Origin of the sequence: Burkholderia anthinoferrum (genome assembly GCF_002925705.1) — a bacterium.
Classification (GTDB): Bacteria; Pseudomonadota; Gammaproteobacteria; order Burkholderiales; family Burkholderiaceae; genus Burkholderia; species Burkholderia semiarida.
The window spans coordinates 137,122-159,418 of record NZ_LFZP01000049.1; the positions used below are offsets into that span (position 1 = coordinate 137,122).

Annotated in this window: 9 protein-coding genes; 8 read left to right on the forward strand and 1 reads right to left on the reverse strand. The window is 71.4% G+C overall.

The window, feature by feature from the left end; genetic code table 11:
• Positions 1–44: 44 nt before the first annotated feature.
• The 8 genes from sctJ to asnB all read left to right on the forward strand — a co-directional run bounded on the left by sctJ (position 45) and on the right by asnB (position 8,419).
• A complete protein-coding gene (gene sctJ, locus C5F75_RS19580; RefSeq protein ID WP_059584709.1) occupies positions 45–929 on the forward strand; it encodes a type III secretion system inner membrane ring lipoprotein SctJ in 885 nt (294 codons plus the stop codon).
• A complete protein-coding gene (locus C5F75_RS19585; RefSeq protein WP_104012634.1) occupies positions 926–1,672 on the forward strand; it encodes a SctK family type III secretion system sorting platform protein in 747 nt (248 codons plus the stop codon). Before sctJ ends, C5F75_RS19585 begins: the two co-directional genes overlap by 4 nt.
• Positions 1,654–2,283, forward strand: a complete 630-nt coding sequence (gene sctL, locus C5F75_RS19590) for a type III secretion system stator protein SctL (RefSeq protein WP_059584712.1) — start codon at positions 1,654–1,656, stop codon at positions 2,281–2,283. Before C5F75_RS19585 ends, sctL begins: the two co-directional genes overlap by 19 nt.
• Positions 2,280–3,656: a type III secretion system ATPase SctN gene (gene sctN, locus C5F75_RS19595; RefSeq protein ID WP_059584714.1), complete on the forward strand. Its 1,377-nt coding sequence runs from the start codon at positions 2,280–2,282 to the stop codon at positions 3,654–3,656. Before sctL ends, sctN begins: the two co-directional genes overlap by 4 nt.
• On the forward strand, positions 3,649–4,335 hold the full coding sequence (locus tag C5F75_RS19600) for a hypothetical protein (protein WP_104012635.1): 687 nt from the start codon (positions 3,649–3,651) through the stop codon (positions 4,333–4,335). The genes sctN and C5F75_RS19600 overlap by 8 nt, the downstream gene beginning before the upstream one ends.
• Entirely contained in the window at positions 4,329–5,138 is an 810-nt protein-coding gene (gene sctT, locus C5F75_RS19605; protein WP_104012636.1) for a type III secretion system export apparatus subunit SctT, read from the forward strand. Before C5F75_RS19600 ends, sctT begins: the two co-directional genes overlap by 7 nt.
• A gap of 16 nt (positions 5,139–5,154) precedes the next feature.
• Entirely contained in the window at positions 5,155–6,186 is a 1,032-nt protein-coding gene (locus C5F75_RS19610) for an EscU/YscU/HrcU family type III secretion system export apparatus switch protein (protein WP_099317669.1), read from the forward strand.
• 265 nt (positions 6,187–6,451) lie between these two features.
• Positions 6,452–8,419, forward strand: a complete 1,968-nt coding sequence (gene asnB / locus C5F75_RS19620; protein ID WP_059584721.1) for an asparagine synthase (glutamine-hydrolyzing) — start codon at positions 6,452–6,454, stop codon at positions 8,417–8,419.
• 66 nt (positions 8,420–8,485) lie between these two features.
• Here asnB and C5F75_RS19625 read toward each other — a convergent pair whose 3' ends face one another.
• Positions 8,486–22,057, reverse strand: coding sequence for an LWXIA domain-containing protein (locus C5F75_RS19625; RefSeq protein ID WP_104012637.1), 13,572 nt, complete (start codon positions 22,055–22,057; stop codon positions 8,486–8,488).
• Positions 22,058–22,297 lie beyond the last annotated feature (240 nt).

The window sequence follows — 22,297 nt, forward strand, 5'->3', positions numbered from 1 at the left end:
CGGGCCGGAGGATACGGCCTCACGCACCCTGAAGCGGACAAACGATGACGACGATCGATTCGACGCCGCGCACGCATGCGTGGCGCAGCCGGGCGGCGCGCGCGCTGCTCGCGGGGCTGCTCGTGCTGTTGGCCGGGTGCCAGAAGGAGCTGTACTCGGGCCTGTCGGAGCGCGACGCGAACCAGATGATCGCGGTGCTCGGCGACGCGGGCATCAGCGCGTCGAAGGACAACGACGCGCGCGATACGTCGGACCGCAACGCGTGGCTCGTGAGCGTCGCGGACGGCGACATGCAGGCGGCGCTCACGGTGCTGCACGCGAACGGGCTGCCGAAGCCGAGCTATGCGAGCCTCGGCGAGCTGTTCCAGAAGCAGGGCCTCGTGTCGACGCCGGCCGAGGAGCGCGTGCGCTACCTGTACGGCGTGTCGCAGGACCTGTCGCGCACGCTGCAGGACATCGAGGGCGTGGTGGTCGCGCGCGTGCAGGTCGTGATTCCGGAGAACGATCCGCTCGCCGACAAGATCAAGCCGTCGTCGGCGGCGGTGTACATCCGCTACCGGCCGGGCGTCGACCTGCGCGCGATGGCGCCGATGGTCAAGGATCTGGTCGCGCACAGCATCGAAGGACTGCAGTACGACAACGTGTCGCTGTTCCTGCAGCCGGCCGCGGCGCGCGCGACGCGCGTGGACGGGATCGGCGGCGCGGTGTCGGACATCCTGCGGCTGCGCTCGCCGCTCGGCTGGCTCGTGTTCGCGCTGATCCTGCTGACCTGCGCGGTGATCGCGCTGTCGGCCGCCCGGCGCGGGATGTTCGGCGCGCGGCTTGCGGGCCTGCTCGGCGCGCCGCGCGGCGCGAACGGCGGCGGGGCGGCCGCGCAGCAGGCGGGCGGCGGGCTGCGTACGCCGGACGGCGCGCGCGACGGCGCATGAGCGATCCGCGCGCGCTGCCGCCGGGCGAAGCGGCCGCATCCGACGCGGCGCCGCTGCCGTGGCTGCACCCGCTTGCGCCGCCGCCTGCCGCGCGTGCCGCCGCGTTTCATGCGCTCGTGTGCGACTTCAACCTGCGGCCCGATCGCTATCTGCACGTGACGCGCGTGCCGGCCGAGTGGCCCGCGCGCTACCGTTCGCCGGATGCGTTCGGCGCGGCGGGCCGCAAGCTGCTGGCGCGGCACCTGCTCGCGCTGAACGGCGTGGCCGACCGGCACGACTTCGACGTGGCGAATCCGTGCGCGCGGCTCGCGCTGCTGCCGGGCGCGGCGCTCGAGCAGCTGGCCGCGTATGCGGGGCTGCTGCTGCATCGCGCGTGGCTGCGCGACGCGCTGGCCGGGCGGCGCATCCGCGCGGAAGTGGCGGCGCGGCTCGGCGGCGATGCGCTCGAACTCGCGCTCGAACGCGCGCCGGAATTCGGCGCGCTCGCCGAAACGCTCGAACCGTGGCGCGCCGATCCCGCCGCGCTGCCGGTCGTGATCCGCGCGCGCGGCGGGCGCTTGCTCGCGGATTTCATCGGCGTGGCCGGCGACGCGGTCGCGCGGCGCGTGTGCCTGAAATTCAACCGTGCGATCGACGACGAAGCGCCGTACTGGCTGAACCGCGCGCAGCGCGATCAATTCGGCGAACTGATGTTCCTGTTTCTGATTCCCGAGAGGCTTGCGTCATGGGACTGGCTTTTCTGATCACGAGCGACAACCTGCAGCTGCTGTCGGAGCGCAAGGTGCTCAAGGAGCGCGAATACGCGGCGCTGCTCGACGCGTCCGCGGTGATCGCGACCGCGCATGAAGAGGCCGCGCGCATCGTCGCCGACGCACAGCGCGAATTCGACAAGCGCCAGGCGGCCGGCTACGACGAAGGCATGCGCCGCGCGCAGCGCGAGCAGGCCGCGCAGGCGTACACGCAGGCGCTCGCGGCCACGCGCACGATGGAGACGATCAAGGATGCGATGGCCGAGATCGTCGTGAAGGCCGTGCGCGCGATCGTCGGCGAGATGAGCACGCAGAAGCTGTACGAGGCCGCGCTCGCGCGGATCGCGCCGCTCGTGCGCGACGAGGCGTTCCTGATCGTGCGCGTCGCGCCCGGGCGCACGGACGAGATGCGCGACGCGCTCGACGGCGCGTTCGCGGAGCAGTCGAACCGGCAGAAGATCCGCATCGTCGAGGACGCGCAGCTCGAACGCCACGCGTGCACGGTCGAGACGCCCTCCGGGCGCATCGACGCGAGCCTCGACCTGCAGATCGACGCGTTGCGCCAGGCGATCCGCCGCGACGCGCTGAAGGGCGCCGCGCGATGAACGCGCCGCTCGACGATCGGCAAACGTTCGGCGACGACGACGGCGCGCCGTTCGATCGCGGCCGCCTCGTCGGCGAGCTCGACGCGGGGCTCGCGTTCTTCTCGCCGGTATCGGTGCAGGGCCGCGTCAATCATGCGGTCGGGCAGATATTGAATGCGACGGGCATCCGCGCGCGGCTCGGCGAGATCTGCGAATTGCGCACGCCGAACCAGCCGACGCTGCTTGCCGAGGTGGTCGGCTTCTCGCGCCAGACGACGCTGCTCACGCCGCTCGGCGACGTGGCCGGGCTGTCGCCGGAGACGACCGTCGTGCCGTCCGGGCGCGAGCATGTGTTTCCGGTGGGCGAGGGGCTGTTCGGCCGCGTGCTCGACGGGCTCGGCCGGCCGCTCGACGATCGCGGGCCGGTGACGGGCGCCGCGTGGGTTTCGACGCAGCAGGACCCGCCGAACCCGCTCGCGCGCAAGATGATCGACACGCCGTTTGCGACCGGCGTGCGCGTGATCGACGGCCTGATGACGCTCGGCGTCGGGCAGCGCGTGGGCATCTTCGCGCCTTCGGGCGTCGGCAAGAGCACGCTGCTCGGGATGATCGCGCGCGGCGCGCAGGCCGACGTGAACGTGATCGCGCTGGTGGGCGAACGCGGCCGCGAGGTGCGCGAATTCATCGAGCACAGCCTGTCGCCCGAGGTGCGCGCGCGTTCGATCGTCGTCGTGTCGACGTCCGACCGCCCCGCGATGGAGCGCGTGAAATCCGCGCTGGTCGCGACTGCGATCGCCGAGCACTTCCGCGATGCGGGCAAGCGCGTGCTGTTGCTGGTCGATTCGCTGACGCGCTTCGCACGCGCGCAGCGCGAGGTCGGCCTCGCGAGCGGCGAGCCGCCGACGCGACGCAGCTTCCCGCCGTCGACGTTCGCGGTATTGCCGCGCCTGCTCGAACGCGCGGGGCAGGGGGCGCACGGGTCGATCACCGCGCTCTACACGGTGCTCGTCGAAGGCGACGAGGAATCGGACCCGATCGCCGAGGAAGTACGCTCGATTCTCGACGGCCATATCGTGCTGTCGCGCAAGATCGCGCTCGCGAACCGCTACCCGGCGATCGACGTGCTCGCGAGCCTGTCGCGCGTGATGCCGCTCGTCGCGAGCCGCGCGCATCAGCATGCGGCCGCGCGCGTGCGCGAGCTGATCGCGAAGTATCAGGAAATCGAGCTGCTCGTGCAGATCGGCGAGTACCGCGAAGGCAGCGATCGGCTTGGCGATCTCGCGCTGCGCGCGCGCGACGCGATCGGCGCGTTCTGCGCGCAGGCGTCGGACGAGGACGTGCGTTTCGACGCGCTGCTCGCGAAGCTGACGAAGCTGGCGAACGATCATGTCTGAAGCCGACGACCGCCTCGTGCTCGCGACGCTCGCCCGCCTGAAGCGCGTACGCGAGATGCGCAGCCAGATCGCGCGCGTCGCGGCCGCGCGCCAGCAAGGCATCGCCGCGCAGAGCCGGCGGGCGCTCGCGGCCGCGCAGGCGCAGCTCGCGCAGCAGGTCGCCGCGAAGGCCGCGATCCAGACGCGCCTGGCCGACGACGTGCGCGAAGCGCGCGCATTGCAGGACGCGGCGGCCGATACGCGCACGTTCGACCGGCATATCGGCAACGCGAACGCGTCGGTGAGCGAGGCCGCGCACGTGCACCGCGGCCACGAAGCGACGCTCGCCGACCTGCAGCGCGCCGCGCGCAAGGCGAAGGCCGCCGAGGACAAGCTGGAGAAGGCCGGCGAGAAGGCGCAGCACGCGCGCGCCGCGCGGGTCGAGCGCGACGCCGACGACGTCGCGGACGGCTACGCGGTGCGGCGCTTCGCGACGGGCGGCACCTGGGTGGCCGGCGCGGGCGACGCGGCCGGTCATGCGTCCACGCCGCCGGCGGCCGCGGCCGCGTTCGATGCGGCCATGACCGAAACGGAGGCGGGCGCCGACATCGCCGCTGAAACCGTGCTGTCCGACGTGCCCGAGGTGCCTGACGCGGCTGGCGATCCCGCCCCGCCCACCGTCGCGGAGCGCCGATGCTAGACCAGGCCGCGGGTTTCAACGACGTCGCCGGCATGCTGCGGCCGCTGCTCTACGTGATGCCGCGCCTGTTGCCGATCATGCTGGTCGTGCCGGTATTCAACGAGCAGATCATCACGGGCCTCGTGCGCAACGGAATCGCGGTCGTGATCGCCGCGTTCGTCGCGCCGGCGATCGATGCCGCGCAGGTGGCCGCGCTGCCGTTCCTGATGTGGTGCCTGCTGGTCGCGAAGGAGGCGATGGTCGGCATGCTGCTCGCCGGCGCGTTCAGCGCGGTGCTGTTCGCGATTCAGGGCGTCGGCTACCTGATCGACTTCCAGACCGGCAGCGGCAGCGCCGCGTTCTTCGACCCGATGGGCGGGCACGAGGGCGGACCGACCTCGGGATTCCTGAATTTCGTCGCGATCGCGCTGTTCGTCACGGCGGGCGGGCTGCAGGTGCTCGTGCAACTGTTCGCGCAGTCGTACGCATGGTGGCCGATCGGCTCGCTCGGCCCCGATTTCTCGTCGATGCTGCAGACCTTCATCGTGCGCCAGACCGACACGATCTTCGAATGGATGGTGAAGCTCGCCGCGCCGGTCACGATCGTGCTGGTGCTCGTCGAGCTCGGCGTCGGCCTGGTCGGGCGCGCGGTGCCGCAGCTCAACGTCTTCGTGTTCTCGCAGCCGCTGAAAAGCGCGCTCGCGATGCTGATGATGATCCTGTTCCTGCCGGTGGTGTACGCGTCGCTGCACGCGCTGCTGAGCCCCGACAGCGGGCTCGTGGCGCTGCTGCGCGCGCTGTTCGCCGCGCACGGCGGCGGCTGAGCGCGCGGGAGCCGCGATGGCCGAAAAGGACCAGAAGCCGACCGCGAAGCGCCTGCGCGAGGCGCGCGAGAAAGGCGACGTGCCGAAGAGCGCGGAAACGGTGTCGTCGGCGTTCTTCGTCGGCGTGTGCGTGGCGCTCGCGGTGGGCATCGGTTCGCTGTTCGCGCGCTTGCAGGCGCTGTTCCGGCTCGTGTTCGACGCGGTCGGCGCGGCCGACCCCGCCGCGCGGCTCGCGGTGCTGATCGACGGCGCCGCGCGCGACTGGGCCACGCAGTCCGCGCAGATCGTCGCGGCCGGGCTGCTGGCGGGGCTGCTCGCGGGCTTCGTGCAGGTGGGCGGCGTGATGGCGTGGAGCCGCCTCGTGCCGCAACTGTCGCGGCTCAACCCGGCCGAGGGGATGAAGAACCTGTGGTCGCTGCGCAACCTCGTCAACCTCGCGAAGATGCTGCTGAAGACGGCGCTGCTCGTCGCGACGCTCGGCTGGCTGATCGTCGAGTCGCTCGATCCGTCCGTGCAGTCGGGCTTCACGCGGCCGGTCTCGATCCTCGCGCTGATCGTGAAGCTGCTGATGCTGCTGTTCGGCTGGGCCGCGCTGATCTATATCGTGATGGCGCTGATCGACATCGTGCACCAGCGGCACGAATTCAACCAGAAAATGAAGATGTCGATCGACGAAGTGCGGCGCGAGCACAAGGAGGACGAAGGCGATCCGCACATCCAGGCGAAGCGCCGCCAGCTCGCGCGCGAAGTGCAGTTCGCGTCGCTGCCCGACCGGATCGCCTATGCGTCGGTGGTCGTCTATTCGCCGCGCGTCGCGGTCGCGCTCTATTACGGCGGGATGGGCTCGCTGCCGTGGGTGCTCGCGCGCGGCGAGGGCGACGCGGCCGAGCGGATCGTGCGGTTGGCCCGCGACGCGCTGCGCCCGACGCTCGCGAACGTCGGGCTCGCGCAGGCGCTGTACGAGACGACGCCCGAGAACGGCACGATCCAGCCGCAGCATTTCCGCGAGGTCGCGCAGTTGCTGAAATGGGCGACCGGCGCCGCATGACACGGCGTGGCGGCGTCGCATCGGCATGCGGCCCCCTTTTTTGTCCGCCACGTTTGCCGGCCCACTCATCCGATTCGATATGGCCCCGTTGCGCGGCCATCCGCATGCGGCACTTGACGTCCATTTTTTTCCGGATGCCGCCGACATTCACTGGTGAATTATTGCTGATTTATTTCTTCGTAATATGGCTCGACCGTCACGCCCGACGGCGGCCGCGAGGTCGTGCCGTCCGTGACGGAACAGGTCAACAGGGGCGGACATATCAATGTGCGGAATCGACGGCTTTCTGAATAGCGTCGCCTTCGATGAGGAGACAGCGCGCGGCACGCTCGCGCGAATGACGGCGAGCCTTGCGCACCGCGGGCCCGACGGACAGGGGATCTGGGTCGACCCGGAGGCCGGCATCGCGCTCGGCCACCGGCGGCTCGCGATCGTGGACCTGTCGGTGCACGGCCGGCAGCCCATGGCTTCCGCGTGCGGCCGCTACGTTCTCGTCTTCAACGGCGAAATCTACAACCATCGCGAACTGCGCGCCGAGCTCGAGCGCGCGGGGCGCGCACCGGCGTGGCGCGGCCACTCCGACAGCGAGGTGCTGATCGCGGCGATCGTCGCGTGGGGCGTCGAGGCCGCGTTGCGCCGGGCGACCGGCATGTTCGCGTTCGCGCTGTGGAACCGCGCGTCGCGGGTGCTGACGCTCGCGCGCGACCGGATCGGCGAAAAGCCGCTCTACTACGGGCGGATCGGCGACGCGCTCGTGTTCGCGTCCGAGCTGAAGGCGCTGCGCGGCTATCCGGGCTTCGACGGCGCGATCGATCGCGACGCGCTGTGCCTGTACCTGCGCCAGTCGAGCGTGCCCGCGCCTTACACGATCTATCGCGGCATCCGCAAGCTGCCGCCCGGTACGTACATCCAGTTCGAACATGCGCGCGACACGCCGCGCCTGCGCACCTACTGGACGCTCGAACAGGCGATCGAGGCGGGCCGCGCGCAGCCGTTCGAGGGCAGCGCCGACGAAGCCGTCGACCAGCTCGACACGATCCTGCGCCAGGCCGTCGCGCGGCAGATGGAAGCCGACGTGCCGCTCGGCGCGTTCCTGTCGGGCGGCATCGATTCGTCGACGATCGTCGCGTTGATGCAGGCGCAATCGGCGACGCCGGTCGACACGTTTACGATCGGCTTTCACGAGGCCGGCTACGACGAGGCCGGTTACGCGAAGGCGGTCGCGCGCCATCTCGGCACGCGCCATACCGAGCTTTACGTGACGGCCGACCATGCGCTCGGCGTCGTGCCGAAGCTGCCGTCGATCTACGACGAGCCGTTCTCCGACGCGTCGCAGATCCCGACCTTTCTCGTCTCCGAACTGACGCGCCGGCACGTGAAGGTGAGCCTGTCCGGCGACGGCGGCGACGAATTGTTCGGCGGCTACACGCGCTATTTCCTGACGCCGCGCCTGTGGCGCAAGCTGCATCGCGTGCCGGCCGCCGTGCGCGCGCGGATCGCCGCCGCGCTGCACGCGTTGCGGCCCGATCATGCGGACCAGCTCGCGGCCGTCGCGCAGGGCGCGTGGGGCGGCGTGGAGGCGCGCGAATCGTCGTCGCGCATCGGCGATCGGCTGCACAAGCTCGGCCATGTGATGACGGCCGAGAGCCGCATCGGGCTGTACCGGCTGCTGATGTCGTCGGTGCATCATCCGGAGCGCATCGCGCTGTCGGGGCAGGAGCCGCCGACGCCGCTCGACACGGTGTCCGCGTGGCCCGCGCACCTGAGCTTCGCCGAGCAGGCGATGGCGATCGACACGCTCACGTACCTGCCGACCGACATCCTCGCGAAGGTCGATCGCGCGGCGATGGCCGTGAGCCTCGAGACGCGCATGCCGTTCCTCGATCATCACGTCGTCGAATTCGCGTGGCGCGTGCCGGCGTCGGTGCGCTTGCCGGAAGGGCAGTCGAAGGCGCTGCTGCGCCGGCTGCTCGACCGCTACGTGCCGGCCGCGCTGATCGACCGGCCGAAGCAGGGCTTCTGCGCGCCGGTCGACCACTGGCTGCGCGGCGCGCTGCGCGACTGGGCCGACGCGCTGCTGCGGCCGTCGCGCTTGCGCGAGGAAGGCTTCTTCGATGCGGCGGCGGTCGAGCGGCTGTGGCGCCAGCACCAGACGGGCCGGATGAACTGGCAGCATCAGTTGTGGACGGTGCTGATGTTCCAGGCGTGGCTGGAACATCAGCGGGCGGCGTGATGTCGCGTGATGCGGGGTGCCGCGCGCGACCGGCGCGCGCGGCGCCACGCGGCCCGCGCGCCGATATCAGCCCACGATCAGCGGCGTGCCGACCGCCAGGCGGTTCGGATCGCCTGACACCGACGGATTGAGCTGCAGGATCTCGTTGAGCGCGAGCCTGTCCTGCTCGCCGCGCGTCATCGCCTGCTGATCGGCGCGCGACACGTGCGCGGCGTCGAGCAGCGACTGGCGATGCCGGTCGGCGACGACCCACAGCGAATCGCCGGCGACGACGATGTAGGGCTGCGGCGACCCGGACGGCTGCGCGGTCGACGGCGTGGCGCTGGCCGACGGCGAAGCCGGCGCGGCAGGCGGCGTACCGGGTGATGCGCTCGCCGAAGCGCTCGCCGAAGCGCTTGGCGTCGCGCTTGGCGAAGCGCTCGCCGAAGGACTGGCCGAAGCGCTCGGCGACGCGCTCGCCGACGCACCGGGCGCGAGATTCGATTGCGACGAATTCGACTGATTCGACTGATTCGACGAACCGGACCCCGAGCCGAAGAACGTCGTCCACAGCCCTTCGATCAGCTTGTACGCGAACGCGCCGACCGGAATCAGCACGACGGCCGTCGGGATCTTGTTGATCAGCGGCGTCGCGTTCGGGAAATGCGTGTTCAGACGCCCGCCGAGCAGCAGCGCGGTGGACACGCCGGTCGCGATCGCGAGGTCGTAATGGCCGCCGCTCCACTGCACGCCGGTGCCGAGGCCGCCGTACGCGACGGCCATGAAGTCGCTCGCCGAATCGGTGAAGCGCACGATGCGGCTGCGCTTGTCGGCATTCACGCGGTGCGCGCCGATCGTATAGACGAGGCCCGCATACGTGGCGCCGAACGCGCCGCTCGCGATGGCGGCCGACCCGTAGGCGAGATCGAACGCCCCGTGCGCGTGCACGACGCCGCTGATGCCGACCGCGAGCGTCGCGGTCGACGTGATCGCGGCGCCCGCGCGGCCCGCGATCCCGAACAGGTGACGCGGGTTGCCGGTATGGAGCTGCTGCAGCGACGTGCCGCCGACGGTGCCCTGCATCTGCGCGAGCACGTCCGCGGCGAGCGCCTTGATGTGGGTGGTCGCGTCGTCGAAGCTCATCAGCCCGACGCGGTTCAGTTCGACATACTGCGCGGCCAGCGTCCGCGCTTCGTTCGAGATCTGTTCGAGCTGGGCGCGCCGGTTCTGGCCGTAATCGTGCGCGCCCGAGCGCAACTGCCGCGACAGCGTCACTTCGAGCCGCGTGAGCACCGCCTGCGCGGCCTTCGGATCGCCGGCCTGCAGGCTGCGCACCGCACCCTGGTGCATGACCTGGAACACGCGGCCCAGACGCGAGCCCAGCAGGAACGACGACGTCGCGCTGCCCAGCATGTCCTGCCGCAGCACGTGCGTCGCGCCGAGCGTATCGGCGATCACGAGCGCGCCCGCGCCGGTGACGAGCGAGCTGAAGCCGATCGACTTCCACAGCTCCGCCTTGCGGAACGACGGCCGATGCACGCGCAGCGCGTTGATCTGCGCGAGCGCCTGCAGCTCCTCGATCATCTTGGCCTGTTTCGGATTCGCCGCGATCTGCCGGCCGACGCTGATCGGCTTCGACGGATCGTTCTTCAGCGCTTCGCGCTCGACCACCGATTGCCAGTACGCGCGACTGTCGGGCAGCGGCCCCGCGGGATCGGCGGTCGACACGACGGTGCCGCGCGCCGGCGCGCGGCCGCCGGTTTCCGCGAGCCAGCGTTCGCCGGAGCGGCGCGCGAGCTTTTCGGTGCGCGTGGCGGGCGGATGATCGGCCGACGCCCACTGCCTCATCGCATGCTCGATGGTCGCCTTGCGCGCCTGGTTGACGAGCGCGGTCGTGTTGCGTTCGTACAGTTCGCCGCGCAGCGTCGCGAGCGCGTCGTCGGACAGGCCTTTCGACTTGCCGATGCGCGCGATTTCCGCGAACAGCACCTGCTGCTGGTTCGCGAACGTCTCGGGGCTCACCGGTTCGAATACGCGCGTGAGCGCATCGGCGCCGTGCAGCCGCGCGAACTTGCCGTGACGGTCGGTCTGGTAATAGTCGACGATCCGTTCCGCCAGCGCCCGCGTCAGGTCCTGGTTCGCGATGAAGTCGGCGCCGTGCGTGCCGTACGACAGCCCCACGTGCAGCCAGTCGATCGCCTTGCGGTCGAGCAGCGCATCGAGCAGCTCGACGTGGCCGGCGCCCGGCACCGGTTCGAGCACGGCGTCCCACCCGTGAAAGCTCAGCATCACGTTCGGCGCGGGCTCGCCGGCATGATCGTGCGACCACGTCTCGAACGACGTCATGAGCCGCGTGTATTCGGCGTAGCTGTCGTTGGTGCCGGCGATCGTGCGGCGGTCGTCCGCGGAGACGAGCGGGCGGCCCGACGCCGCTTCGAGACGAAGCTGGAAGCCATGGCGCGACGCCGCGGTGAGCCATTTGTGCAGATGCGCGATGTCGTCGAGCTCGAGCGTGCGCGTGGTGCCGTCCGGCGCCTCGCGCGTGATCGTCGCGTCGGCCTCGTTGTAGCGCGCGCCGATCGGGGAGCCGAACTGGCGGGCGCGCCGGATGAACGCCGGATCGTGCTTGCCGCCGCGCGCGGCCGCGAGCGTGTGCGGATCGACCGGAATCGACACCACCGGCATCGCGCCGCCGTATTGCTCGACGTAGCGCACCGCGAGCGCGGGGTCGTCGCGCAGGTTGAACGCGCGCGCCATCGGCGCGACGCGGTCCTGGATCTCGGCCGGCGCGCGCACGAACGCCTGGATCGCGCGCTTGTCGATCATGCGTGCCGCGCTGTGGCGCGTGGCGTACGCCTGCATCCACTTCACGAACCGGTTGTGATCGCCGCCGGGATCGGCCACCGGCCCGCGCGACGGCATGCTCGACACCTCGCGCGCGAGACCGATGGGGATGCCGAGCGCTTTCAGCATCGGTGCGTCGGCCAGGATCGTCTGCGGTTCGTCGGTCAGCGCGAGACCGCCGGCATCGGGCTGGTGCCTGCGCGCGGCGAGCGCCTTCACGCGGTCGACCGTCGGGAACCAGTCGGCCACCTTGGCGGCGCCGTAGCGCATCACCCATTCCGCGACCGTGCTCGAACCGAGGCTCGGCTGGTAGGGCCGCAGCGTCAGCGGCTTGGCCGCCGGCGTTTTCGGCGGCTTCGGCGCGGCCGGCGTGTTCGACGCGTTCGACGCGTTCGACGCATTCGCGGCGCGGCGGTTGCGCCGGCGGCCCTTGCCGCGCAGCGCATTGCGCACCCGGCTGGCGGGGCCGGTGGGGCCCGTCGCGCCGCCCGCCGGCTGCGCGGCCTGCCGCGCGGCTTGCTGGGCGGCGGCGAGGTCGGCCTGCGCGGCTTTCACGCGATCGATCTGGCCGGCGATCTGCGTGCGGATCCAGCGCGTCGCGAGGTCGAACTTCTGCGGCAGCGCATCGAAATACGACTTCTCGTCGAGCAACTGCGTGAGCCGTTGCGCGAGCGCGGCTTTCTGCGTGGCGGTCGCGCGCGGGTCGAACGCATCGGGCGCGAGCGTCGACAGCAGGAAGTGCTGGTTCGCGCCGAACGGGCCGCGCCCGAGCGGCATCTCGTCGAGCGGGCGGCCCGCGTCCGGCCGGTCGCGCAATTGCTCGGCGTCGTCGTACCAGCGCGCGTTGCCGTCGTGGATCGCGATGATGCCGCGGCGCGTGTGCAGCGATTCGGCGACCGGATGATCGGTCTCGTACACGTACACGTAGTGATCGCCGCGCAGCGCTTTCAGCTCCAGCGCGCGCATCAGGTGCAGCGTGTTCGCGCCGCTGAAGTCGATCGCGAGCTGCTCGCTGTCCGGTACGAGCTTCGGCGGCAGGAACGGACTGTCGGCGCCCTCGATCTCCGCGATCTTGCGGCGCACGCCGGGATCGGCTTTCGCGAGGCCGCGCTGCACGCGCGTGCCGAGTTTCTGCATCGGCGGCTTCTCGTCGCCGAGCGCCTTGCGCATTTCCGCCGGCGCGAAGCCGCCGTAGCGCTCGACCGTGTCGTGCGCGACGTCCGTCACGACGAATCGCACGCCGCGCCGGCCGCCGGACAGGTTGCGGGCGCGCCGGCGGAACGCGGCGCCGAGATCGCGCGGCGCGATCGTCGCGTCGCCGAGCGAGGTCGATTCGTGATACGTCCAGTCGTGCGCGGCGTTGCGCGTCGCGTAGCCGAGCACCGTGCCGGTTTCCTTGTCGATCGCGTAAAGCGTCGCGCCGTCGCCGGCCGCTTTCGCCGCCTGCTTCGGCCGGCGAAAGCGCGGCGCGTCGGCGAGCGACTTCAGCGTCGTGACGACGTTCGCGTCGGGCGTCGCGCCCGCCTGTTCGGCTTCCCAGGCGCGCCCGTCGCTGCGCGCGGTGATCCGCGCGGCGCCGCCGTACTCGCGCAGTTCCGCGAGCGACACGGGCGACACGTAGAAATCGACATCCGCGCGTTCCGCTTGGCCGTTGTCCTTCAGCGCGCGATAGACCGCGTCGCGGATCGGTACGGCCGGATCGGCGGACGCCTTGTCGACGAACGTACCGTTCTCGTCGGTGCGCATGCTCGCGACGAACTTCGGCTGCGCGTGGCGCGCGTCGATGGAGGCCTCCGGCCGCGGTTCGTGCTCCGCGATCAGCACGTGCGCATTCGTGCCGAACGCATCCTTCATCTGCTGGAGCGACGCGAGTTGCGAACCGTCGATGCGGATCAGGTCGCGCTTGCCGTGCGACGCGAGGTGATCGAGCGCATGCTGGCGGCTTGCGGCGTCCGCCGTCGCCGCGGGCACGGGCGCGTTCGACGCCGGCTGCGGCGCGGGCGCCGGCATCTCGCGCGGCATGCCGAGCGCATGCATCGCGTCGGCCTGGCTCGCGTAGTACGCGCGATAGGTCGCGTGGCCCGGCACGGACGGCGCGGCGTCGCCGAATGCGGCCGCGAGCCGGCGCAGCCCGGCTTCGTCGCCGGGCAGCACGTGGTCGGCTTCGCGTGCGATCGCGTCGGGCAGGCGGGCGTCCCGCGCGATGTCGATGCCGCCGTCGTCGAGGATTTCGCGGCGCACCGCGAACGCGTTCGCCTGCGCGCGCGCCTCGGCCATCAGCGCGCTGTCGGTCAGCGCCTCCGGCGACGAGCGGTCGAGCGCGAGGCGGCGCGTGATCGTCTCGACCGCGTGCTGCGCTTCGTGCGCGAGCGTGTAGACGAGCGTGCCGCTGCCGTGGAACTGCCCGTCGAGCACGATCCGCTGCTTCGCGGTATCGATCCGGCTGCCGCGCCCGGGCCGGCCCACCACGATTTTCCAGCCGGCCTCGCCGGCCAGCGCGACCTGCTGGCGCAACAGGCTCGAGCGGTCGATCAGCGCATGGGCGGCCTTGGGCAGCGGCGCGCCGCCGAAGCGCATGCGCACGCGCGTGATGACGGACGGCTTCTGCACGAACGCGTCGGGCGGCAGGTGTTCGGTGATGCCGGGATGCGCGAGCTCGATCGCACCGCGCGCGATGCCGTCCTCGAGCGTCGCGCGCAGCGCGCCGATCTCGCGGACGATGCCTTCGACGTTCAGCTTCGGCGCATCGGTCATGACCGTCGACGGGTCGCTCAGGTAGAAGTCGCCGTGCGCGTCGAACACGCCTTCGAAGTCGTAGTACAGGCGGTGCCGCGCGGTGACGTCGCGCGCGCGGTCGAGCTGCGCGAAGGCGTCGCGGGTGACGCGCGCCGGCAGCACGCCGGCCATCACGTCGTGGCTGCTCAGCGACGCGAACGGCGCGTACATCACGGCCACGCGATCGAATGCCGAGAACGGGCCGCCGACCGTGAGCGTGCGCAGCCCGTGCGCGCGCAGCGCCGCGAGGCCTTCCTGTTCGAGGCGGATCGATTCGATGTGGTCGAGAATCGCGCGATTGTCCGTGCCTTCGTAGAGGCCGATCGCATTGCGGCGACCCAGTTCGAACACGGTCTTCTCGATGCCGGCGCCGGTCGCCGCGCCGGTGAAGCGCTCGACCGGCATGCGCGCGGCCGGATCGCCGCTCACGTGGACGCCGTTGCCGTCCACGTCGAGCGCGCCCAGCTCCGGGCGCTGGTGCGGCGCCGGATCGTAGCGCAGCCATGCGTTCGTGTGGCCGAGCCGTGCCTCGGCGCCGAACCCGACCGCGATCGTCGGCGGTGCGTAGACGGGGCGCTGCCAGACGTTCGCGAGCCATGCGGCGGCGTCGCGGCCGTTGCGTGCAGACAGAATCACCGACGAGCCGGGCAGGCCGAGCACCGAGCGGTGCGCGAGCGTGACCTCGACCGGCGTGTAGGGCCGGCCGTCCGGATCGACGAGGCGGCCTTGCGCATCGGTGACGCCATGCACGATCACGATGCGGCCGTCGCGGTCGTACGACAGCGGGCCCGAGCGGTCGAGCGTCAGCGCGTCGACGCCGGCGACCGGCTTGCCGTCGAACGGCGATGCCTTCACCGGACGTGCGCGCGACCATGCCGTTTCTTCGGCGAGCGTCGCGGCCGTCTCGCGCGGCGCCGGCATCGTGACGCCGGTGCGTCGCGCGGCCTGCGCATGGCGCCGATACAGCTCGCCGTAGGTCACGCCGCCGTCGAGCGACGTCGGGCTGTGCTCGAACGCGTCGGCGAGGCGCGCGAGCGAGGCGGCGTCGCCGGCCCGCGCGCGGCCGTATTCGTTGGCGATCGCCTCGGGCAGCGCGACGTGGCGGCCGATGTCGACGCCGAGGTTCGCGCGGATCTCGTCGCGCACCGCGAATGCATCGACCTGCGCGCGCGCCTCGGCGAGCAGCGCGCTGCGCACGTAGCGCTGCGTCGAGCCGTAGTCGAGCCCGAGCGTGCCGGTCGCCGCCTCGAGCGCATGGCGGGCTTCGTGCGCGAGCACGTAGACCATCGATCCGGCCGACTGCAGGCCGCCATCGATCGTGACGCGCCGCCGCCGCGTGTCGATCTTGCTGCCGCCGCCGGGCTTGCCGCGCACGACCTTCCAGCCTGCGTCGGCGCCGAGCCGAAGCTGCTGCGACAGCAGGCTCGATGCGTCGATCAGCCGGTACGCTTCCTTCGGCAGCGGCGCGCCGCCGAAGCGCATCCGCACGCGCGTGATGACCGACGGCTTCTGCACGAACGCATCGGGCGGCAGCGTTTCCGCCAGCCGCGGATGCGCGAGTTCGATATTGCCGCGCTCGAGGCCTTGCGTCAGCGCGCGCTCGATCACCGCGAGCCGCTCCAGCGCGGCGAAGTGCTCGCTCGCGCCCATGCCGATCGCACCGGGGTCGCTCAGCAGGAAATCGCCGCCGCGCGTGAAGAGGCCTTGCAGGTCGAAGCCGATGCCCGTGCGTTCGACGACGTCGCGAATCCGCTGGACGTGCTCCAGCGCCGCGCGCGACACCACGCGCGGCAGCGCGCCCGTCTCGAAGCCGAAGCTGTGGAACACGCCGAGCGGCCGGTACAGCACGGCGACGCGGTTCAGCGCGGAGAACGGCCCGTCCATCGTCACGGTCTTCAGGCCGTACGAGGCGAGATCGTCGAGTGCGATGCTCTCGTCGATCGCCGCGTCGATCTGACGCGCTTCCGACGTATGCGGGCCGGTGTCGTACACCGCGAGCGCGGCATCGTGGCCGAGCGCGAACACGGTTTTCTCGGCGCCGGCGCCGAGCAGTTCGCCGACGTGACGCTCGACGTCGATCCGCGCGGCCGGATTGCCTTCGACGTGCACGCCTTCGGCATCGGCCGCGAGCGGCCCGAGATCGTGCGGCGCCGCGGGTGCCGGGTCGTAGCGGCGAAACACGCCGGTGTCGAGCAGCGCCGCGCGTTCGCCGACCGCGTGCGGGGGCGGCGCATATACCGGCCGCTGCCACAGATTCGCGAGCCCGGCGGCCGCTGCATCGCCACCGTGCTTCGCGGACAGCACGATCGAATAGCCGTCCTTGACCAGGAACGACGGCGCCTGGTCGAGCGCGTATTCATGCACGCCTGCCGGCCGGCCGCCCGAGAGCAGCGTGCCGTCCGCCAGCGTATCGGCGTGCAGCATCAGCACGCCCTGGTCCTGCAGCATCGTGAAGTGGCGGCTGCGCGCCGCCTGCAGGTCGGCCACCGCCGGCACGGGCCCGTCGCCGAACGGCGACGCATATTCGGCATGCGCGCGGCTCCATGCCACGCGTTCGTCGAAGCCGCGCACGCCGTGCGGCGCGCCGCCGGTCTCGTGCGTCTGCGGCGCGGGCATCCGGCGCGGGATGCCGCCGCGGCGCTTCTGGCGTGACCAGACGTCGTCGTAGAAGTCGCGGTAGGTCTCGCCGTCGCGGCCCGACACGGGCGCATCGGCGAATGCGTCGACGAGGCGTCCGACCGTGCCCGCATAGTCGTGCGACGGCGCGCGCCACGCGGCGCCTTCGCGTTCGATCGCATCGGGCAGGCGCACGTGCGCGGCAATGTCGCCGCCGCCCGCGAGCTCGATTTCGTAGCGTGCCTCGAACGCGTTGATCTGCGCGCGGGCCTCGGCTTCGAGCGCCTTGCGCGTGAAGCGGCTGCGGTTGCCGTAGTCGAGGTTCAGCACGCCGGCCATCGCCTCGACCGCATGACGCGCTTCGTGCGCGAGCGTGTACGTGATGCTGCCCGGATGCTGGAGCGCGCCGTCGATCGTCACGCGGCGCTTGCGCGGGTCGATGCGGCTGCCGCCGCCGCGTTTGCCGAGCGTCACGCGCCAGCCGGCGTCCTGCAGCATGCGCAGTTGCGTGGCGAGCGTGCCCGACTGCATCGCGAGCGCCTGCGCGGCTTCGGGCAGCGCCGCGCCGCCGAAGCGCATCTGCATCCGCGTGACCCAGCCCGGCTTCGATGCGCCGTGGTCGGGCGGGGCCGTCTCGGTCGTTTCGGGGTGCGCGGCGGCGAGGCCGACGTCGTCGTTCGCCGCGGTGCGACGTTCGCCGCCCGCCGGCGCGCGGGCGGCCTGGCCGTGCGCGTCGTCGAGCGCGCGTGCGCCGCGGTCCGCCGCGGCCGTGTCGCGTTGCGCCATTCGCTCGGGCGCGCCGGCGCGTTCCGGCTGGACGAGCACGAGCACGCGGTTCGGCGCGCTGAACACGCCGTCGAGCGCATGGACCGGCTCGGGCGGCGCGGCCGTCCGCGGCATCGCCGGTTCGTTCGGGCCGCGCTTGCCGGCCAGCACGATCACCGTGTCGTCGGCGGCCGCGCGGGGCGACGTGGGCGGCGCTTCGTCGGGCGCGATGCCGTCCGGCAGGCCGGCTTCAGGGGCCGCGGCCGTCTCCGGCGCGGGATCGAAGCGCAGCACGCGCGCGTCCGCGCGCAGTTGGCCGTCCGCACCGAATGCGTCGGGCGCGGCCGCATAGACGGGCTTCTGCCAGCGGTTCGCGAGCTCGGGTGCGAGCGCCGCGTCGTGTTCGCCGGCGACGACGATCACCGGTTCCTCGAGATCCTGCGGGCGCGGCGACGATGGCCGCGCCCCGGGCGCGTCGGGTGTCGCGCCGCTGCGCACCACGTAGACCGTGCGATCGCCCAGCTCCATCGCCTCGGCGCGCGGCCCGCGCGGTACGGCGATGCCGGCCGGATCGGACGTCGCCGCGCGCGTGACGGGCGCGTCCTCCGTCAGATCGACGACCTTCGCGTTGACGCGCGGCGGCGCGCCGTCCGGCTTCGCGCGCGTGCCCGGGCCGGCCGGCTCGTCGGCCGCGACCGGCCGCCAGCGCATCGATTGCGTATCGGCGCTGCGCCGGTTGGCGCTCGCGGTCGTGCTGCGTTCGGCATCGGTCTGGTCGCGCTGCTGCTGCACGCGGGCGCGTTCCTCGCTGGTGCGTCGCGTGCTGCGCGCATCGGCGGACACGCTCGCGGCTTCGCCTTCGGCCGCCGTCTGCGCGAGGCGGCGCGGCGCCTGCGCTCCGGCGGCCGTCTGCCGGTAGGCGTCGCTCGCCTGGTCGAGCACGTGTTGCAGCACGTCGAGCGGCGTCTTCGCGACGATCTTCGGCGTCACGCTCATCTCGCCGTCGGGGCCGAACGACATGCGCTCGCCGGTGCCCGTCACGTCGTCGACGCGCGTGCCGTTGGTCCATGCCTTCGGCGATACCGATACGACGGACAGCGTGCCGTCTTCGCCGAGCACCACCGATTTGCCCGGCGGCAGGCGCTTCGCGGATGCGCGGTCGAGCACGCGAATCGGCGTGTTGTCGTAGGTGAGCACCTTGTCGCCCACGCGCAGCGTGCCGTCCGGCGACACCTTGACGGCTTCGCCGTCGAGCGTCACGCGCGTGCGGCCGGCCGCGAGCGACGACGCGTCGCCGCTCTCGAGTATCCGGCCGATCGTCTGGCTGTCGACGGCGACGGTCTTGCCGTCGGCCCCGCGGATCGGCACCGGCCGGCCGGTGCGCGTGCGCACCGACGTCACCGCGCGTTCCTTGAGGCCGCCGGCCGCCATCAGCGCGACGTTGGTGATCCCGGACTTGAGCTGCTCGCCGGCCGCCTTCTTGTCGCCCGTGACGAAATAGTCGTAGCCGGCTTCGCCGAATGCCTCGACCGCACCGCCCACGCCCGTCACCACCGCGGTGGTCCGCGCGCCGGTGGCGAGCACCGACGCGACCTTCGGCGTGCGCGTGAGCGTCGTGACCGCGCGCGTGAACAGCTTGCTGCCGGCGAGCTTCGCGGCGCCCGCCGCGCCCATCGGCACGAGATTGATGAAGTCGGCCCGCGCGCCCGGGTCGGTAAACGGATTGAGGCTGCGCCCGTGGTCGGCGCGGTTGGCCAGATCGAGGCCGGCGCTCGTCATCGTCGCGCCGATCGCCGTGTACATCATCCCCGCGCCGAGGATGTTCAGCGGCACGCCGACGATCGCGCCGATGCCGGTGCCGTCGAGCAGCGTGCCGAGGCCTTCGAGCGCCATCCCGCCGACCATCATGCCGATGTTCAGGCCGGTGCTGGTCAGCGTGTTCAGAAAACTGTCGAAGCCGCTTTCGTGATGCGCGGCCTTCGACACGAGCTGCAGCGTGCCGTCCGCGTTGTGGCCGGTCGCGATGTCGACCGTGCCGTCCGTCGACAGCTCGTTGTTGTCGATGTAGTCGTTGATGTCGTCGTAGTTGCTCGCCGTCTCGTCGACGTACTGCGTGCCGTCCTTGCCGCTGACCTTGAACAGCGCGCTGGTGGTCATGCCGGCCTCCTTGGCGGCGTAGACCATCGGCAACACGCTGACCTGCGTCGTCGCGCCGCCGCCGATCTCCAGCAGCTTGTCGCGCACGCTGTTGATCGTCTTCAGCTTTTCCTTGTCGGTGTAGCGCGCGACGTCGTCCTTCGTCGGCGATACGGGGTCCGAACCGTCGCCCGACGCCGCATCGTTCTGGACGTCCGGCTGCATGCCGAGCGCGACGCCGATCAGGTTGCGCTGTTCGTTGTCGGTCAGCTTGCCGAACGCGATCGTGCCGCCGTTGTTGGTGCTCGCGCTGGCTGCGTCGAGCAGCGAGTTCGACAATTCGCCGCGATGTGCTTCGTAGAAATCGTGCAGCGCCTTCTTGTAGTCGTTCTCGGCGTCCGAGCCGGGCGCCGCGTAGCGCAGCCGTTCGTCGAGGCCGGCGTCGAACCGGTCCATCAGCACCTGTTGATGCGACGTCTCGCTCAGCAGCTGCAGGCGCTGCACCGCGTTGTCGGCCTGCGTGACGGCCGCCTTCGCCTTGTCGAGCTGGTCCTGATACAGGTTCGGGCGCGGCGCCGACGGCGCCGGGATCATGTCGTCGCCCGCGACGGCGCGAAAACGCATGGGCGGCGGATTCGCGGCGGCCCAGTCGTCGTACTGCTTCTGCACCGACTCGAGCGTGCTCTTCGCCTGCGTCTGCTTGATGCGCGCCTGCGACAGCGCGAGCTGGGTCGCGCGCTCGTTGACCGAATCCGACATCCGGCTGTCGGCCGCGCGGATCGCGCCCGCGACGGTCTGCATGCGCTTCACGTCGAGCATCGTCGGGCCCGCCTGCGCGGCGGACGGCCCCGACGATTGCGGCAGCAGGAACGGGCGGTCGAGCAGCGGCGACGCGGGCAGCGACGACGCGCCGTTGGCCCCGGGCAATGTCGGCGAGGCCAGCGGCGACGCGCTCGGCAGCGCCGGCGTGCCGGTGGGGGCGGCCGACGCGGCCGTCGACAACGACGACGCGGGCAGGCCGGGCAGGCCGTTCGCGGTCGACAGCGACGGCGTCAGCAGCGGCGACTGGAGCGCGGGTTTCGTGAATATCGATTGCGCGTTCACCCGCGCCTTGATCTGCGACGCCTGATCGTCGTACTGCTGCGCGAGCGTCGCGCCGTACGCGACGACGAAGCCGTCGTGCGCGATGCTCGCCTGCTGCTTCGCCTGATCGAGCTTCGCATATGCATCGCCGAGGTCCAGATCGACCTGCGGATCCTTGATCATCGCGTGCGGATTGTCCTTGTGCCACGCGTTGGATGCGTCCAGCTTCTTCGTATAGTCGGCCTGCAGCGTGTCGACCTGCCGCTGCGCCGACAGCATCTGCAGATAGCCGCCGCTCGTGTTCGCGGCCGTCTGCGCGCGAGCGAGCGCGGTCTTCGCGTTCGACACCTCGTTCGGGACGATCACCGTCGGCCCTTCCTTGCCGCTGGCCGAATCGTAGCGCTGCTGCGCGTTCGTGAGCGCCAGGCTGTCGTTGGCCGCGCCGTACGCGGCGTTCGCATAGTTCGCGTCCTTCGCGGCGGCCGTGACGGCCTGCTGCGCGGCGTCCTGCGAAGCGGGGGCGTCGGGCATCGTGACGCGCAGCTCCAGCGGCTGCAGCGCGTCGTTCAACCGCCCGACGCCCGCATCGAGCGCGGCCTTGTAGTCCGGATCGGCGAGGTACGACTGGAACTGCGTATAGGCGAGGTTGGAATTCGCGACGTCCGCGAAGTATTTCGACGCGCCCACGGCCGCCTTCGCGCTCGCGGTCTGCCAATCGTCGTAGAGCCGGATCTGCAGCGGATTCTTGCAGTCGCCCGGCTGCGGCACCCAGTTCGGATCGGTCGCATGGTCGGGGAAGGCGGCCAGCAGCGTCTTGAACTGCTGGTCGGCCGCGTGCTGCGCGTCGCCGGGGTCCGTCACCTTGCCGGAATCGTCGATCTTCATTCCGGCCGGCATGTCGGCGTTCGCCTGTTCGCCGTACAGGATCATGTAGCCGGCGTCGGTCGTCACGTTCAGCTCGCGCTGCGCGGTGTCGGCCGCGGTGCGCGCCTTCGCGTAGTCGGCCTGCGCGGTCTTGCGGTCGTCGGCCGTCGACTCGGGATCGCGGTTGACCAGATGCAGCACGTTCTGCGCGCCCTGTAGCGTCTGCGACGCGTTGTCGTACTTCGTCTGCGCGTCCTGGATCGCTTTCTGTACCGCGCGCGTCTTGTCGTTCTCGACGGTGATGTCGGGCGGCGGCGCCGTATATTGCGCGGCCATGTTCTGGATCAGCGACGTCGCGGACTGGATCTCGGCGTTGGTCGGCTTCGACGGATCGGTGGCCAGCGACGCGGTGACGGGAATCGGCGGGGCGGCGCTCGGGTTCGCGGGCCCGGCCGCCGGATCGTCCTTCTTCGGCGGCGGAGGCGGCGGGGGCGGCGGCGCCACGACCGGATTCAGCGTTTCCGACAGGAAGCGCTGCCAGTTCACACCCAGTCCCAATCCGTCGATCAACAGCATGCTCGTCTCCGTTGAGCCGCGCGACGCGCGGCACGCGCGGCGCCCTGCACGCCGCGACGTGATCGTTCGAGTGTACGGACGCACCCGGCAGCGGGAACACCGCAGTTTCGTAGCGGCGGGAAGCGGCCGGCGCCTGGGCGCCGCGCGGGCTACGAGGTCGACTACGAGGTGGACTACGAGGCCGGCCCGGCGTGCGGCCGCCATGCCGCGCACCGTCGTTCGGACCCCTGAAAGCGGCGC

Coding starts and splice junctions, on each gene's coding strand:
- sctJ (WP_059584709.1), top strand. CDS start 45: ATGACGACGATCGATTCGACGCCGCGCACGCATGCGTGGCGCAGCCGG.
- C5F75_RS19585 (WP_104012634.1), top strand. CDS start 926: ATGAGCGATCCGCGCGCGCTGCCGCCGGGCGAAGCGGCCGCATCCGAC.
- sctL (WP_059584712.1), top strand. CDS start 1,654: ATGGGACTGGCTTTTCTGATCACGAGCGACAACCTGCAGCTGCTGTCG.
- sctN (WP_059584714.1), top strand. CDS start 2,280: ATGAACGCGCCGCTCGACGATCGGCAAACGTTCGGCGACGACGACGGC.
- C5F75_RS19600 (WP_104012635.1), top strand. CDS start 3,649: ATGTCTGAAGCCGACGACCGCCTCGTGCTCGCGACGCTCGCCCGCCTG.
- sctT (WP_104012636.1), top strand. CDS start 4,329: ATGCTAGACCAGGCCGCGGGTTTCAACGACGTCGCCGGCATGCTGCGG.
- C5F75_RS19610 (WP_099317669.1), top strand. CDS start 5,155: ATGGCCGAAAAGGACCAGAAGCCGACCGCGAAGCGCCTGCGCGAGGCG.
- asnB (WP_059584721.1), top strand. CDS start 6,452: ATGTGCGGAATCGACGGCTTTCTGAATAGCGTCGCCTTCGATGAGGAG.
- C5F75_RS19625 (WP_104012637.1), bottom strand. CDS start 22,057: ATGCTGTTGATCGACGGATTGGGACTGGGTGTGAACTGGCAGCGCTTC.